We start from the raw sequence: 14896 nt of genomic DNA, 5'->3' as shown, positions 1-14896 counted from the left end.
CAAGCCCGGCCCCCGCGCGGGCGGCAAGCCCGGCCCCCGTCCAGGTGGCAAGCCCACTTCCACACCCCGTGCCGGTGGGCCCGGACGCGCCGCCCCGGCGCCCACCGCCTCGCCCGCGCCGCGCATCCCACCTCGGGCGCGGGTGCCGTCCATGCCCGCACAGACGCTGGCGGCCCAGCCGGGCCGGTGGCTGTGGACGTGCCGGGAGGGCTTCGAGCCACACCTCTTCGAGGAGCTGGCCTGGGCGGACGCGGGCCCGCGCCTGCTGGGGCCCGCCCTGGTGGAGTCCGAGCGCCGGCCGGACGTGCCCCCCGCCTTTGGCCGGGCGGCGGAGAAGGTCATCGCCACGTGGGCGCCCGCGGGTGGGGCGCAGGTGCCGGTGGAGGCCCTCGTGGGCGCGCTGGCGGAGCTGCCCTCGCGCGTGCCCTGGCTCCTGCGCGCCTACACACCGGACAGCGCGAAGGGCAACACGCAGGCGGGCCGCGCGGAGGCGCTGGAGGCGGCGGTGCGGACCGCGCTCCCCCAGGGGCGCACCCTGGAGGACGACCACCGGGCGAAGGAGACGGGGGCCCTGCTGGTGGGCCTGTGCGTCGCGCCGGACGGGGTGCTGATGCTGACCGCGGTGAGCGCCCGCGAGGCCCTGTCGCTCGCGCCGGGCGGGCGGCGGCGGATGAAGCGCGCGGGCGAGTCTCCCTCCCGCGCGGCCATGAAGCTGGAGGAGGCGCTGGACGGGCTGGCGCACGAGCCCGGGCGCGGCGACGTCTGCGTGGACCTGGGCGCGGCGCCGGGCGGCTGGACGCAGCGGCTGGTGGCGCGCGGGGCGCGGGTGGTGGCGGTGGACCCCGCGAAGCTGATGCCGGAGCTGGCGAGGAGCCCGCGCGTCCAGCACGTGCAGGAGAGCGCCTTCGCCTACGCCCCGGAGGAGCCCGCGGACTGGCTCTTCTGCGACATGGCGTGGCGGCCCCTGGAGGTGGCGCAGCTCCTGGCCAAGTGGGGCCGGCGCCGCTGGGCCCGCAACCTGGTGGCCAACATCAAGCTGCCCATGAAGGACAAGAACCCGCTGCTCCTGCGGGTGCGCCAGACGCTCGTGGAGGACGGGGGCTGGGAGGGCCTCACCGTCCGCCAGCTCTACCATGACCGGGACGAGGTGACGGTGACGGCGCACCGCATGCGCTGAAGGAGCGGCCAAGGGGGGCGCCGGGAGCCGCTTTCCTGCGCCCGGGGCCGGTCCGCGCTACACACGCGGACACGATGCCCTACTCGCTCGACGACGCCACCGCCACCGCCCTCGTCGCCCTCCATCCCCGGGCCGCGCGCCCGGGGCATGCCCAGGAGGCGCCGCAGGCCGCCGCCCAGGAGCTCATCGCCGCCGAGCAGCGACGGCGAGGCCAACCGGACGCCACCGGCGCCATGCACGTGCTGGCGCTCACCCAGGGCGCGCTCCTCAAGGAGGAGTTCGACCTGTCCACGCACGCGCACCACGACGGCTGGCGCGTGGGCGCGGTGATGGTGGACGTGAAGGAGATGATCCACTTCAACGCGCGCTTCGGCTTCCCCGCCGGGGACGCCCTGCTCAAGGCCACCGTGGCGTCGCTGGCCGCGCAGTACCCGGGCGCGCGCATCGTGCGCTTCCAGCCGGACGGCTTCGCGGTGCTGCTCCTGCCCACGTCCCAGCTCACCGTGCGCGAGGACAGCGCCGGGACGACGCGCGCGAGGCTGGCGGAGGACCTGCGCCCCGCGCTGCCTCCGGGCGCGGCCGACACCGACGTGCCGGGCTTCACCGTGGCGCTGCTGGAGCTGACGGTGCACCAGCCGTCGCACTGGCAGGTGCTGGGGCCGCTCCTGTGGGCGGAGGTGGAGCGGGCCTACATCATGGAGCGGACCGGGCGGACGCGCGGCCTGCAGCGGCGGCGCCTGCGCCTGGATGCGTTCCTCCCGGAGCCGGAAGGAGCCTGAGCGCGGCCCGACTCCGAGCCGGCGCTACTCTTCGAGGATGAACTTGCGCGGGTTCTGCGGCACGCCGTTCACGCGCACCTCGTAGTGCAGGTGCGGGCCGGTGGAGCGGCCGGTGTTGCCCACGTTCGCGATGGGCGAGCCGCGCTTCACGCGGTCCCCAGCCTTCACGAGGATCTTGGACAGGTGGCCGTAGCGCGTCTTGATGCCGTAGCCGTGGTCGATGACGAGCACATTGCCGTACCCGCCCTCCAGCCCCGCGAACACCACCGTGCCGTCCGACGGCGCGGTGACCTCCTTGCCGTGCGGCGCCGCGATGTCCAGGCCCGCGTGCGTCACGCGGTCCGCCGTGTACGGGTCCAGGCGCTGGCCGAAGTCGCTGGTCACCCAGCCGCGCGCCGGCCACACCGACGGCGTGGAGGCGAGCAGCGACTTCTGGTCCTGGAAGTAGGCCTGCAGGTCCTGGAGGCTCAGCTCCTGACGGGTCGCCTCCGCGGAGAGCCGATCCAGGCGGCTCAGCATCATCTTCGGCGTGTCCGTGGTGGTCAGCTGGGTGAACTGCGTGTCCGAGGTGGGCACCGCGGTGCCGGTCTCCGGCTCCGTGGGGCCCATGGCCAGGTTGCGCTGCGGATCCGACAGCAGCGTCACCGCGCGCAGCTTCTGGTCGAAGCGCTCCACGCGGTCCAGCGTTGAACCGATGTGCTCGATGCGCTCCCGCACCGACTTCAGCTGCGTGCGCAGCGTGAGGTTCTCCTCACGCAGGATGCGGTTCTCCGACGCGTCCGCCGCCACCTGGAGGTAGTGGATGCTCGCACCGACGCCCAGGCCCGCCACCAGCATCAGCCCCATGCCCACCTGCATCAACCAGGAGCGCTGGATGGTGTAGCGCTTCACCGGAGCGTCGTGGTCCGGGATGACCATCAGGGTGAAGGACTTTTTGGCCACGGACCACTCCTGGGGAAACTCTTTCGCAACGTGGGACTTCCGGCGCCAGAAGCTAAGTCGCTCCCCGCGCTCGCAACACCTCCCCCGCCCGCCGCCCCACCCTCACCGTCACCCACTGGTGATTCCAGTGGGCGGAAAGGTTTGGGCAGCTATCATCCGCATTTGAAGAGTGTCAAGGTCAACAGACTCCAGGGCACGCCCCAGCGCGCCTCGGAGTCCGGGGGCCCTACCCGCCCTGCATGCGCACGACGATGACGCTGATGTTGTCGTCGCCGCCGCGCTCGTTGGCCAGGTCGATGAGGTGCTTGGGCACGTCATCCAGGTTGGGGTGGCGCGCGACGGCGTCGTGGATCTCCCGGTCCTCGAGCATGTTCGCGAGGCCGTCCGAGCAGAGCAGGAACACGTCACCGGGCTCCGACACGAGCCCCATCACGTCCACCTGGACCTCCTCCTCGAAGCCCACGGAGCGGGTGATGATGTTCTTGTACCGGGAGTGCTTGGCCTCTTCCGGGGTGATCATCCCGGCCTTGATCTGCTCGTTGACCAGCGAGTGGTCCTCGGAGATCTGCTGGATGAGGTCCCCGCGGATGAGGTACGCGCGGCTGTCGCCCACGTGGGCGAAGAAGGCGTGCTCGTCGCGGACCACCAGGGAGATGACCGTCGTGCCCATGCCGGACAGGCGCGCGTCATCCTGGGCGGTGAGGTAGATGGCCTGACAGGCCTTCTCCACCGCGCTCCGGAGCGCTTCCGGGATGGGGGATTCCTGGAGGTTGGGAACACTGACGAAGGGGTTGTCCCTCCCTTCGCGCGCGCGCCGCAGCTCCTTGTCGATGGTCTCGACGGCGATGCGCGACGCGGTACCACCCCCCGCGTGCCCACCCATGCCGTCCGCCACGACGTAGAGCTGGAGCTCATCGTCAATGAGGAAGCTGTCCTCGTTGTGATTGCGCTTGCGCCCGACGTCCGTCAGGCCAGCGGAGATGACTTTATGGCGGGGGGCCGCGGTCTGCCCTGCGGTGCTGGACACGCGCCGGATGCTATGTGAGCCCATAAGTGGGGGCAAGGACGCGCTCGAAAACTCGCGGTGCGTCATAACCCCTCCCCCTGGGTCCCCCCCACCTTCCGGGCGGCCGGCTCAGGCCGTCCGGCGCAGCCGACCCCGGGGGCTATTGCCTTCCGGGCCGGATTCGCGGCGGGCGCGGGGGGTGGCCCGGTGGGCCGAGCGCACCAGCGCCTCCGCGGCGCCCAGCGCCTCCCGGGTGACCTCCACGCCCGACATCATGCGCGCCAGCTCCTGGGTGCGCTCCGCTCCGGCGGCGAGCGGCAGCACCTGGGACACGGTGCGCTCGCCCTTCACGCGCTTGCGGATGAGCAGGTGCGCGTCCGCGTAGGCCGCCACCTGGGGCAGGTGCGTGATGCACAGCACCTGGCGGTGGGTGCTGACCTCGCGAATCATCCGGCCCACCACGTCCGCGATGGCGCCGCTGACGCCCGCGTCCGCTTCGTCCAGGATGTAGCAGCCGCACGCGTCACTGTCCGCCAGTGCACGCTTGAGCGCGAGCAGCAGGCGGCTCGCCTCACCGCCCGAGGCCACCTTGGCCAGGGGCCGCGCCGGCTCACCCGGGTTGGCGCTGAAGAAGAACTCCACCTCATCCAGGCCGTCCGGACGCAGCGTCTCCCCGGCGGTGACGCGGACCTCGAAGGCGGCCTTGCCCATGGCCAGCCCCCCCAGGCCGTCGCGCACCTGCTGGGAGAAGGCGCCGGCGGACGTCCTTCGCGCGCGGGACAGCGCCAGCGCCGCCTTGCGCGCCCGCTCCTCCACGCGGCGGCGCTCCTGGTTCAGCTCCTCCAGGATTTCGCGCCGGTTCTCCAGCGTGCCCAGCTCCGTCTCCAGCTCGCCGCGCTTCTTGAGGACGCCCTCCAGCGTCGTGCCGTGCTTGCGGCACAGCCGCTTGAGCGCGTCCAGCCGCTCCTCCACCTCGCCCAGCCGCCCGGGGTCGGACTCCAGCCCCTCCACATAGCGGTTGAGCCGGCGCGCGGCCTCCTCCAGCTCCGACAGCGCCGTGCTGAGCGACTGCGCCACCGGCGCGAGCGTCGCGTCGAACTTGACGCCCTCGTGCACGAGCCCCAGCGCGCGCCCCACGATCTCGACCGCGGACGGCGCCTCGCCCGACACCAGCAGCTCGGCCTCCGCGCCCTGACGCTTGAGCTTCTGCGCGCTGCCCAGCCGCCGGCGCTCCGCGTCCAGCTTCACGTCCTCGCCGGCCTCCGGCTCCAGGCGCGTGATTTCGTCCAGTTGGAAGCGCAGGAACTCCGCGCGCTCGCGCACCTTGGCGTCGTCCCCGCCCAGGGCGTCCATGCGGGCGTCCACTTCGCGCAGGTTCGCCCACTCGCGGCCGTAGGCGGCCAGCGCTTCGTCCAGGCCGCCGTACTTGTCCAGGAGCACCCGGTGCAGGCCCGGGTCGAAGAGGCTGACGTGCTCATGCTGGCCGGCGATGTCCACCACACCCCGGGTGAGCTTCCCCAGCACGCCCAGCGTCACCAGCGCGCCGTTGACGTAGACCTTGCCGCGCCCGCTCCGCCCGAGCACGCGGCGCACGAGCACCTCCTCCCCCAGGTCCGGGAGGCCCAGCTCCTCCAGGCGCGCGGCCAGCACCGGCGTCCGGGCGAACACGCCCTCCACCGCCGCGTCCTCGCAGCCCGCACGGATGACGTCCGCATCCGCCCTGCCCCCGAGCAGCAGGCCCAGCGCGTCCACCAGGATGGACTTGCCGGCCCCCGTCTCACCCGTGAGGACGGTGAGGCCCGCGCCGAACGCGACCTCCACCTCCTCAATCACCGCTACGTTCGAAATCCGAAGACCCAGCAGCACGCGCGCCCTCCGCGGCCCGTACGACGGCCCCAACACCTGAACACCCTAGCAGGTCTCGCTGACACTGCACAGATGTTCTGTTCGAGCGCACGGTGGGAGGGCGGGTGGGAGGGCGTGGCCTGTTGGCGCCACAACCTTCCCCCATTCCCGGGTCGCGTCAGATCTCGGTGAACAGCTCCTGGATGTCCTGCTCGGTGAGGGTGCGGCCCATGTCGTCCCCGTCCGCCCCCAGCACGCCGGCGGCGAGGTCGCGCTTGCGGCGCTGGAGGCTGAGGATCTTCTCCTCCACCGTGCCGCGCGTGATGAGCTTGTAGCTGATGACCGCGCGCGTCTGGCCGATGCGGTGCGTGCGGTCCGTGGCCTGGTCCTCGACGGCGGGGTTCCACCACGGGTCGAAGTGGATGACGTAGTCCGCGGCGGTGAGGTTCAGGCCGGTGCCGCCCGCCTTGAGGCTGATGAAGAAGAGCGGCGGGCCGTCAGGGCGGTTGTACTCGTCCACCTTGCCCATGCGGTCCTTGGTGCGGCCGTCCAGGTAGAGGTAGCGCAGGCCGCGCTTCTCCGCCTCCTGCTTCAGCAGCTCCAGCATCTCCGTGAACTGGCTGAAGACGAGGGCGCGGTGGCCCTCCGACACCAGGTCGTCCACCAGCTGCATGAAGCGCTCGAGCTTCGCGCTGGACGGCAGCAGCGTGCCGGGCGGCATCTTGAGCAGGCGCGGATCGCAGCACACCTGACGCAGGCGCATCAGCGCCGCGAGGATGGACACGCGGCTGCGCTTGAAGCCCACCTTCTCGATGGACTCGTTCACCTTGCGGCGGCTCTCCTCCAGCACCTCGCGGTAGAGCGCGGCCTGGCCGGGCTCCATCTCGCACCACGCGACGCTCTCCGTCTTCGGCGGCAGGTCCTTGGCCACCTCCGTCTTGAGGCGGCGCATGATGAAGGGCTGGATGCGGCGGCGCAGGCGGTCCTTGGCGGACGCGTCGTTGGCCACCTGGATGGGCTGCTCGTAGCGGTCGCTGAAGCCCTCCGCGCTGCCCAGGAAGCCGGGCATGAGGAAGTCGAAGATGCTCCAGAGCTCCGACAGCCGGTTCTCCAGCGGCGTGCCGGTGAGCGCGAGGCGCGTCTCGCTGGGCAGCGACTTGCACGCCTGCGCGGTGGCGCTGTCCGCGTTCTTGATGTTCTGCGCCTCGTCCAGGATGACGTAGCGGAAGCCCACCTGGGACAGCTGCTCCAGGTCGCGGCGCACCAGCGCGTACGACGTGAGCACCAGGTCCATGTCCTTCAGGTCCTCGGCGCGCTCGCGGCGGTCCTGCCCGTGCCACACCATGGCCTTGAGGCCCGGCGTGAAGCGCTCCGCCTCGCGCTCCCAGTTGGCGAGCACGCTCGTGGGCGCGACCACCAGCGACGGCTTGCGGCCCTCGTCGTTGGCCACCTTCTGCATCAGGCTCAGGGACTGGATGGTCTTCCCCAGGCCCATGTCGTCCGCGAGGATGCCGGACAGCCCGTGGCGCCGCAGGAACCAGAGCCAGGACAGGCCCGCCTCCTGGTAGTGGCGCAGCGTGGCCTGGAGGCCCTCGGGCACGGCCACCTTCGGCACGCCGGAGGACTCGCGCAGGGAGAGCATGGCCTGACGGGCCTTGGCCTCCACCTCGGTGAACTCGCCCAGGTCCGCGAGCAGGTCCAGGGCCACCGCCTGGTGCAGCGGCAGCCGCGTGCGCGTGCGGCCCGGCATGGCGCCGGCCTCCTCCAGGAGGTCCGCCACGCGCTTGATCTCCGCGACGTCGGCCTCCGCGAAGGAGCCGTCCTTCAGCGGCACGAACTTGCGGCCCGAGTCCAGCCACATGCGCACGGCGCCCAGGTCCACGGCCTGGTCGTCGGTGATGAACTCGGCGTCCAGGTCGAACCACTGCACGCCGCTCATGCCCACGCGGATGCGCGGCTTGAGCTTCGGGCGCAGCCGCACCTTGGGCGCCTGCACGCCGTAGCGCTCCCACTCCGGCGGGAGGCTGGCCAGCCCGCGCGCCCAGAACTCCAGGGCCACGTCGCCGGACGCGTCGAACGCCTGCGCGCCCTGATCGTAGCGAAGGCCCAGGTCGAGCAGCAGCTTGCCCGCGGCGCGCTCCACCTCGTCGCGGCGGCGGTACAGCTTGCGCGCGTCGTCGCCCACGCCGCTGGCGTAGCCCAGGTGCGTGGCCGTGGGGGACACCGCCACCGTCGTCTGGCCGTAGCGCGCGGCCAGCTGCACCTTCACGCGCTCGGCGGCGCCCTCCAGGGTGAGGACGAAGCGCGGCTCCACGCCCTCGTCGACCTCGATGTCGTCCGCCTTCAGCGACATGCGGAAGCGCGGCAGGTGCGCGGCGAAGAACGTCAGCACCCGGTCCAGCTGTCCGGACGGGAAGGACATGGACGGTTCCAGCAGCCACTTGCGCAGGAGGCGCGGCGGGAAGTCCGGCTCCACCGCGTGGAGGTTCTGCGCCTGGATGGCGTAGGTGCGCCGCCCCGCCAGCACGATGACGTCCTTGAGCGGGTAGCCCACGCCGTCCGGGAACAGCAGCTCGATCTGCGCGGTGGCGCCGTCCGGACGCGACTCCAGGTGGATCTGCGGCCGCACGGGCTGGTCCATGTAGACGAGCGGCGTGCCCCGGTAGATGACCCGGCGCTGGCGGAGCAGCTCCAGCACCTCGCAGAGGTCCTCGTCGGAGAGGACGATGCGCGAGTCGTAGCGGTGCTCGTGGCGCGACAGCACCATGAAGATGCGCTCGTCCGCGGGCGCGATGCGGCTGCCCGTCTGGAGCAGGCGCTTCACGTGCACGGGGCCCTTGGTCTGCGCGTCCTGACGGCGCACGTCCACGACCCAGTGGCGGCCGTTGGCGCCGCCCGCGCCGGTGTTGGCGGGGGTGAGCCGGTAGAGGAACTCGTAGTCGGGCAGCGACGACAGGCCCAGCCAGCTCTCCACCTTGGCGAGCGCGGGCAGGCTGACGCCGTCCGGTCCCGACGCGCCGGCGGGGACCTCCACCGCGTCGTCCGGAGCGGCGTCCTCCGGTTCGGGCGGCGGAGGAGGCGGCGGCGCGGCCTTCTGCGGCGGGGGCAGCGGCCGGAAGCGGGCCGCGTAGATGAGCGCCACGGCGACCACGTGCTCGCAATGCGGGCCGGTGGTGTTCCACACCGGGCAGGTGCAGGAGGAAACGACTTTTCCCTCTCCCGGAATCAGGGCCACGTCGTAGCGCTCGCCGGACGGACCCGCGACCTGCGCGCGGATGCGTTCGGGTTCACGCGTGAGGCCGAAGACGCGGCGGCCTTCGGCCACCTCGCGGCCTTTCTTGAACGTGGCGGGCTGGACCTCGGCCTTGAGGGCGCGGAGCCAGAGTCCGTCCTGGGGGGAGAGAGGGTCTCGGGTGTCAGCGGTGGTTTGCACGGCTTGCAAGGCCCCAGACTCCTGGTCGGGGGGAACCGCCTCGCTTAACACAGTGAGGGGCTCCCCGCGCGCGGGAAAAAATACGGCGTCCGCCAGCCGATGCGGCCGGGCGGCGCGAAGCTGTGAGATCATCAACGTCCGCCATGCCCGGCTCCCGTCCCCGTCCGCCCACTCCCCGGCCGTCGCCCCAGGGACTCTCCGTCCGGGGGCCCGCCCGGCCGGCTGTCATCCGGGCCGGGTACCCTGGGGCCCGGGCCCACCCCCAGCGCCGTCCACCGGGCTGAAAACCCCGCCGCCCCCTTCGGAGCCCCACCCCATGTCCCTCGACCCCACGCTCGTCTCCGACCTTCAGGCCACCCTGCGAGATGTGCCGGACTTCCCCAAGCCCGGCATCGTCTTCAAGGACATCACCCCGATGCTGGCCAACCCACGCCTCTACGGCCGGGTGATCAACGCCATGGCCGCTCCCTTCCGGGGCCAGCACATCACCAAGGTGGTGGGCGTGGAGTCCCGCGGCTTCCTCCTGGGCGCGCCCATCGCGCTGGCGCTGGAGGCCGGCTTCGTCCCCGCGCGCAAGCCCGGCAAGCTCCCCCACAAGCGCATCGTGGAGCGCTATTCGCTGGAGTACGGCGCGGACGGCGTGGAGATGCACGAGGACGCCATCCTCAAGGACGAGCGCGTCCTGGTGGTGGATGACGTGCTCGCCACCGGCGGCACCGCCGACGCCACGGCGCGGCTCATCGGCCGGCTGGGTGGGCAGATCGTCGGCTTCAGCTTCCTCATCACGCTCGACTTCCTCGAGGGCGCGAAGCGGCTGGGGCCGGACAAGGTGACCTCCCTCCTCCGCTTCTAGCGCCCCCCGCCCGGCGTCACCGGCCCCACGTCCGGTTGACGTCCGCGCGGGCCCTGTTTATAAGTTGTTCATACAACCTATAAACAAAGCCACGCCATGCCCCGTCCCTCCAACACCGAAGCGCGCCGCGAACAGATTGTCGCCGGGCTGCTCAAGGCCATGGCCGAGCGCGGCTACGAGGGCGCGTCGGTGGCGGAGATCGCCCGCGCGGCGGGCCTGAGCGCGGGGCTGGTGCACTACCACTTCGAGGACAAGCAGGAGATCCTCCTGACGCTGGTGCGCTCGCTGGCGGCGCGCGCCCGGCAGCGCTTCAGCGCGCGGGTGGCGAAGCTCGCGGCGGGCGACGCTCGCGGGCGGGTGGAGGCGTTCGTGGACGCGTTCCTCGCCACCGGGCCGGACGCGGACGTGGCGGCGGTGGCGGGCTGGGTCACCATCAGCGCGGAGGCCATCCGGCAGCCCGAGGTGCGCGTCGCCTACGAGGAGGTGGTGCGCGCGGACCTGGAGCAGTTGGAGGCGCTGGTCGCGGCGGTGGTGGGCAAGCGCCGCGCGCGGCCGCTGGCCGTGGGCCTGTTCGCCGCCATCCAGGGCTACTTCGTGCTCTCCGCGAGCGCGCCCGGCCTGGTGCCTCCGGGCTCCGCGGCGGGCACCGTGAAGCGCATGGCGGCGGGGCTGCTGGACGCGGCGACTTCTTCTCACCCGGCCCCTTGAGGGCCGGGAGGCTTCGTGAGGTGTCGTGATGACCATCGCCATCTACGCAGGCAGCTTCGACCCCGTCACCGCGGGCCACCTGTCGGTGGTGCGACAGGCGGCGCGCCTCTTCAGCCACGTGGTGGTGGTGGTCGCGGTCAACCCGAGCAAGCGCACGCTGCTCACCGCGGAGGAGCGCGTGGCGCTCCTCCGGGAGGCCGTGGCGAAGCACCCCAACGTCTCCGTCACCGCCACCGAAGGGCTCATCGTGGAGCTGGCGCGGGAGATTGGTGCGAGCGTCCTGTTACGCGGCGTGCGCGGCGCCACCGACGCGCAGTTCGAGACGGAGCTGGCGCAGATGAACCGCGCGCTCGCGCCCGAGCTGTCCACCCTCTTCCTTCCCGCGGAGGCGCACCTCGCCGAGGTGTCCAGCAGCGCCCTCAAGGAGCGCCTCACGCGCGGCGAGGACGTGTCCGCCTACTGCCCTCCCGCCGTCGCCGAAATAGTAAAGAGCCGACTCACCTCAACGCAGCGCGGCGCCCACGCATGCCACAGGGGTACCCCCACACCCAGCTAGTCGACCACCAACCCCTCCCATATTCTAAGCACACCTCGCAACCACCAAAACCACCATGACCAAAATCATAACATTCTACAACAACAAGGGCGGGGTATCAAAAACCACAACCCTCTTCAACTTAGCCGTATACCTAACACAAAAAGACAACAAAAGAATACTGATCGCAGACTGCGATCCTCAATGCAATGCAACAGAGCTTTTCTTTGCCTCAAACGAAAGCGCCCAAGACCCCGACAGCGAACTCCCAGGAACATCCATATACGAAGCCTTGCGCCCTAGATTCTCGGGCGAAGTCAGACAAATCGATCCAAAAACAATCACCCTAACCGAATCCTCACTATACAAAAACCTCTGGCTCCTCAAAGGAGACCTTGAATTCTCTCTGGCCGAAAACTATCTCGCTCGCGCAGCGATAGAGGCAATCACCGAAGACATTCACCAGAAGAACACCTACGTCGCCGTATACCAACTACTGCACGGCCTTGGAGACACCCACAGTTTTGATTATATCCTTTGCGACGTTGGACCAAGCACCGGCGCCATAACCAGGGCGGTCGTACTCGCATGTGATGGATATTTCCTGCCACTCACTCCAGATCGTTTTTGCAACCAAGCCGTCCGAGTGCTTGGAAGAGTATTAAATGAATGGATCAGAAAACACTCTGACATCTCCAAGGCATTTTCCCCCTACAAGCTAAAATCTTTCCCCGGAAAACCAAGACTCCTCGGCGCAGTGATGCAGAATTTCAAAATCCACAGCGCCGCAAAGGCAAAAGAATCATACATTAAATGGCAAGACCAGATAAAAGAAACAATCGAGTCGACACTACTGGCCGAATCCAACGTGCCCGTTAGCGAGACTCTTTCACCCAAGCAACCATTCGTGGCAAATATCCGCGATGTAGGAACGCTTGCCCCCGTAGCTCAGATGTTTGGGCGGGCGATCTTTGACGTACGTCGCCAAGATACATCCGAAGCATCCACGACAGGTGAGCCTTACGGTGGTGTTGTCTGGCAAGGCTGGCAAAAACGCATGAAGGAATATCAGAAAGAAATCAAGCACATGGCAGAGGCCCTGCCATGACAAGCGAAACAACATACGTCCACGCCGCACTGCTTGATGTTCTTGGCTATCGGCACCGTCTCTCTCAAGACCGGCAATCCGGGAGTCTCGATTTCAAGGACGCGCTGCAGCGCGCAATGACTGTCCTTAGCAATTTCAACGAAGCGGAATTTAGTTACCAGGCCATATCTGACACGATCATCGTAACATGCGCACGGCGCGACGGTTTTGTCGAACTCCTCAAAGTGCTAAAAAAAGTCGTACTCGGATTTCTTGCTGAGGGACTATTCGTCAGAGGTGGAGTCACCTACTCCCCGCACTTCAAGAGTTCGCACGTCACATACAGTCATGCGTTAGCGGTGGCGCACGAACTGGAGAGCAAGACGGCCATCTACCCAAGAGTCGTCATCGATCACAACATTCTCGAGATGTTCAAGGTCGCCAATGAGACGAAGAGTATAACAGACGCCGAACTAATCTGCGAACGCAATGGAGTTCACTTCCTAAACATCATCGACCCTGACAACTGGGCACAGGCATACAAGTGGGCCCGTGAGATGTTTGCCCGAGAAAAAACATTTCTCCTCCGGAAGGAGCAGGAATTTCTCAAGCACTCCTGGTTTGAAGAGTACCTCTTCAATTCCCCACACCGAAAGCCCGACGTTGAACGCTATATCCCCACGATGACTCTATTGCGTCCTGACCCTCCCCTGCCTTCAGCGCGACCACCTACCACGGAGCCAGTAGCCGCAATGCAAGAGTTCGCCCAGAGAGCCGGAGGACTACGTCCATCCACGCCATTGCCCTCTCGAAAAACCAAGGCAAATTCCCGTAACAAAAAGCGCAAACAGTTACCTTAGCTATTCGTCCGAGAAGGCTGCCCACAAACAAGTAATCAAACTCACAGGCCGCGAAAGCGGTGGGGCAGATTCAATCAATTCCATGAGCCTGTCCTTCATTCCCCTGGGCGTCGGTGATGCCTTCTCCGCGCTCCACTACTCGTCGTGCCTGGCGGTGGAGGCGGAGGAGCAGGTGCTGCTCATCGACTGTCCGCACCCCATCCGCAAGATGATGCGCGAGGCGTCCGGGTCCTCCGGCGCGCACCTGGACGTGGATCGCGTCAGCGCCGTGGCCCTCACGCACCTGCACGCGGACCACGCCTCCGGCCTGGAGGGCCTGGCGTACTTCTCCTTCTTCGTGCTCCAGCGGAAGATGGAGCTGCTCGCGCACCCGAGCGTCACGCGCCGCCTCTGGGAGGGCCACCTCGCCGCGGGCATGGAGTGCCTCATCGAGCAGCACGGCGCCGGGCCGAATCACAAGCGCTTCGAGGACTACTTCACGCACACGCCGCTGTCCCTGGAGAAGGCGGTGCGCCACGGCCCGTTCGAGGTCGAGTGCCGCTTCACCTACCACCACGTGCCCACGACCGCGTTCCGCATCCGCGCCGGGGGCCGGTGCCTGGGCTACAGCGCGGACACCGCGTTCGACGAGGGCCTCATCGCGTGGCTGTCCGAGGCGGACCTGGTCATCCACGAGACGAACCACGGCGTGCACACGCCCTACGAGAAGCTGGCGGCGCTGCCGGAGGCCACTCGCGCGAAGATGCGCCTCATCCACTATCCGGACCTGTTCGACACGAGCGGCAGCGTGATCGAGCCGCTGGTGCAGGGCCGGCGCTACACCGTCTGAAGGGGGAGCGCACGGCGGGCCGGCTGCCCTTCATCCTCCAGGAAGACGGGCTTGCGCGTCGCGACATGTGTAACCGTCCGGCCAACGACGTGCGGTGAGGGATTGCCGGCGTAGCAGGGCCCGGCGGACGCTTCCGGGCATGGCGAAGCAGGTGGAGAAGCCGGAGTGGACGCGGATTGCAGAAGCGTTCGAGGCGAGCGGGCAGACGCAGCGGGAGTTCGCGTTGGCGCAGGGCGTGCGGCTGAGCACGTTGCAGTCGTGGGTGTACCGGCATCGGCGGAGTGCGCCGTCTGGGGCGGAAGCCGTGCGACTGTTGCCGGTGCAGGTGGCGCCGACGCCTGCTTCGATGGAGTCCGTGCTGGAGGTGGTGGCCGCGGGTGGAGCGCGGGTGCGATTCGCCGTGGGCACGGACGTGGCGTACGTGGCCCGGCTCGTCGCGGCGCTGGGGCGGTAGGCCGTGTTCGCCCTGCCTGCGTCGGTGCGCGTGGTGCTGGCGGTGGAGCCGGTGGACATGCGCAAGTCGATTGACGGGCTGAGGGCGCTGGTGCGCACGGCCTGGGGCGAGGACGTCTACGCGGGGCACCTCTTCGCCTTCGTCTCGCGCAAAGGCGACCGCATCAAGGTGCTGACGTGGAGCCGGGGTGGCTTCGTGCTGCTGTACAAGCGGCTGGAGACGGGCCGCTTCCGGCTGCCGCCGGTGGACGCGGGTGCGCAGGCGGTGACGCTGGACGCCATGCAGTTGGCGATGCTGCTGGACGGCATCGACGTGGCCCAGGTGAGGCGCCAGCCCGCCTGGACGCCTCCCGGGCGCACGGGCACCTGACGCACCCGGTCCGGGACGC

General features: G+C 69.0%; 14 protein-coding genes. 10 read left to right on the top strand and 4 right to left on the bottom strand.

All coding sequences use genetic code 11. The annotated features are described in order from the left end of the window. The first annotated feature begins 151 nt into the window (after positions 1–151). Both rlmM and U8525_RS11700 read left to right on the top strand, forming a co-directional pair. Entirely contained in the window at positions 152–1177 is a 1026-nt protein-coding gene (rlmM, locus tag U8525_RS11705; protein ID WP_374264820.1) for a 23S rRNA (cytidine(2498)-2'-O)-methyltransferase RlmM, read from the top strand. A gap of 74 nt (positions 1178–1251) precedes the next feature. Next, complete coding sequence (locus U8525_RS11700; protein WP_374264818.1) at positions 1252–1956, top strand: GGDEF domain-containing protein; 705 nt, start codon at positions 1252–1254, stop codon at positions 1954–1956. A 24-nt stretch (positions 1957–1980) separates the two neighbouring features. Here U8525_RS11700 and U8525_RS11695 read toward each other — a convergent pair whose 3' ends face one another. The 4 genes from U8525_RS11695 to U8525_RS11680 all read right to left on the bottom strand — a co-directional run bounded on the left by U8525_RS11695 (position 1981) and on the right by U8525_RS11680 (position 9182). Beyond that, complete coding sequence (locus U8525_RS11695) at positions 1981–2898, bottom strand: M23 family metallopeptidase (RefSeq protein ID WP_374264816.1); 918 nt, start codon at positions 2896–2898, stop codon at positions 1981–1983. Positions 2899–3124: 226 nt separating this feature from the next. Continuing rightward, the gene (locus tag U8525_RS11690; RefSeq protein WP_374264814.1) at positions 3125–3925 is read right to left on the bottom strand and encodes a Stp1/IreP family PP2C-type Ser/Thr phosphatase; all 801 of its coding nucleotides are present in this window, start codon (positions 3923–3925) and stop codon (positions 3125–3127) included. Between the two features lie 108 nt (positions 3926–4033). After that, positions 4034–5770: a DNA repair protein RecN gene (gene recN, locus U8525_RS11685; protein WP_374264812.1), complete on the bottom strand. Its 1737-nt coding sequence runs from the start codon at positions 5768–5770 to the stop codon at positions 4034–4036. A 157-nt stretch (positions 5771–5927) separates the two neighbouring features. Continuing rightward, entirely contained in the window at positions 5928–9182 is a 3255-nt protein-coding gene (locus U8525_RS11680) for an SNF2-related protein (RefSeq protein ID WP_374265042.1), read from the bottom strand. Between the two features lie 316 nt (positions 9183–9498). On the opposite strand from U8525_RS11680, the gene U8525_RS11675 reads away from it, so the two are divergent. The 8 genes from U8525_RS11675 (at position 9499) to tnpB (ending at position 14877) form a co-directional block, all read left to right on the top strand. Beyond that, complete coding sequence (locus U8525_RS11675; RefSeq protein WP_374264810.1) at positions 9499–10035, top strand: adenine phosphoribosyltransferase; 537 nt, start codon at positions 9499–9501, stop codon at positions 10033–10035. 96 nt (positions 10036–10131) lie between these two features. After that, the gene (locus U8525_RS11670; RefSeq protein WP_374264808.1) at positions 10132–10743 is read left to right on the top strand and encodes a TetR/AcrR family transcriptional regulator; all 612 of its coding nucleotides are present in this window, start codon (positions 10132–10134) and stop codon (positions 10741–10743) included. Positions 10744–10771: 28 nt separating this feature from the next. Then, entirely contained in the window at positions 10772–11299 is a 528-nt protein-coding gene (gene coaD / locus U8525_RS11665; RefSeq protein ID WP_374264806.1) for a pantetheine-phosphate adenylyltransferase, read from the top strand. 55 nt (positions 11300–11354) lie between these two features. Next, the gene (locus U8525_RS11660; RefSeq protein WP_374264804.1) at positions 11355–12386 is read left to right on the top strand and encodes a ParA family protein; all 1032 of its coding nucleotides are present in this window, start codon (positions 11355–11357) and stop codon (positions 12384–12386) included. Beyond that, on the top strand, positions 12383–13225 hold the full coding sequence (locus U8525_RS11655; protein ID WP_374264802.1) for a hypothetical protein: 843 nt from the start codon (positions 12383–12385) through the stop codon (positions 13223–13225). Before U8525_RS11660 ends, U8525_RS11655 begins: the two co-directional genes overlap by 4 nt. A gap of 82 nt (positions 13226–13307) precedes the next feature. Beyond that, positions 13308–14054, top strand: coding sequence for an MBL fold metallo-hydrolase (locus U8525_RS11650; protein WP_374264800.1), 747 nt, complete (start codon positions 13308–13310; stop codon positions 14052–14054). Between the two features lie 139 nt (positions 14055–14193). Continuing rightward, the gene (locus tag U8525_RS11645; protein ID WP_374264798.1) at positions 14194–14508 is read left to right on the top strand and encodes an IS66 family insertion sequence element accessory protein TnpB; all 315 of its coding nucleotides are present in this window, start codon (positions 14194–14196) and stop codon (positions 14506–14508) included. A 3-nt stretch (positions 14509–14511) separates the two neighbouring features. Next, positions 14512–14877 carry an IS66 family insertion sequence element accessory protein TnpB gene (tnpB, locus tag U8525_RS11640; RefSeq protein ID WP_374264796.1) on the top strand — a complete coding sequence of 122 codons (366 nt, stop codon included), beginning with the start codon at positions 14512–14514 and terminating at the stop codon, positions 14875–14877. Positions 14878–14896 lie beyond the last annotated feature (19 nt).

Source organism: Corallococcus sp. RDP092CA (genome assembly GCF_041903675.1).
Taxonomy (GTDB): domain Bacteria; phylum Myxococcota; class Myxococcia; order Myxococcales; family Myxococcaceae; genus Corallococcus.
The sequence above is the reverse complement of the archived record's forward strand: the minus strand, read 5'-3'. Positions and strand labels throughout refer to the sequence as shown.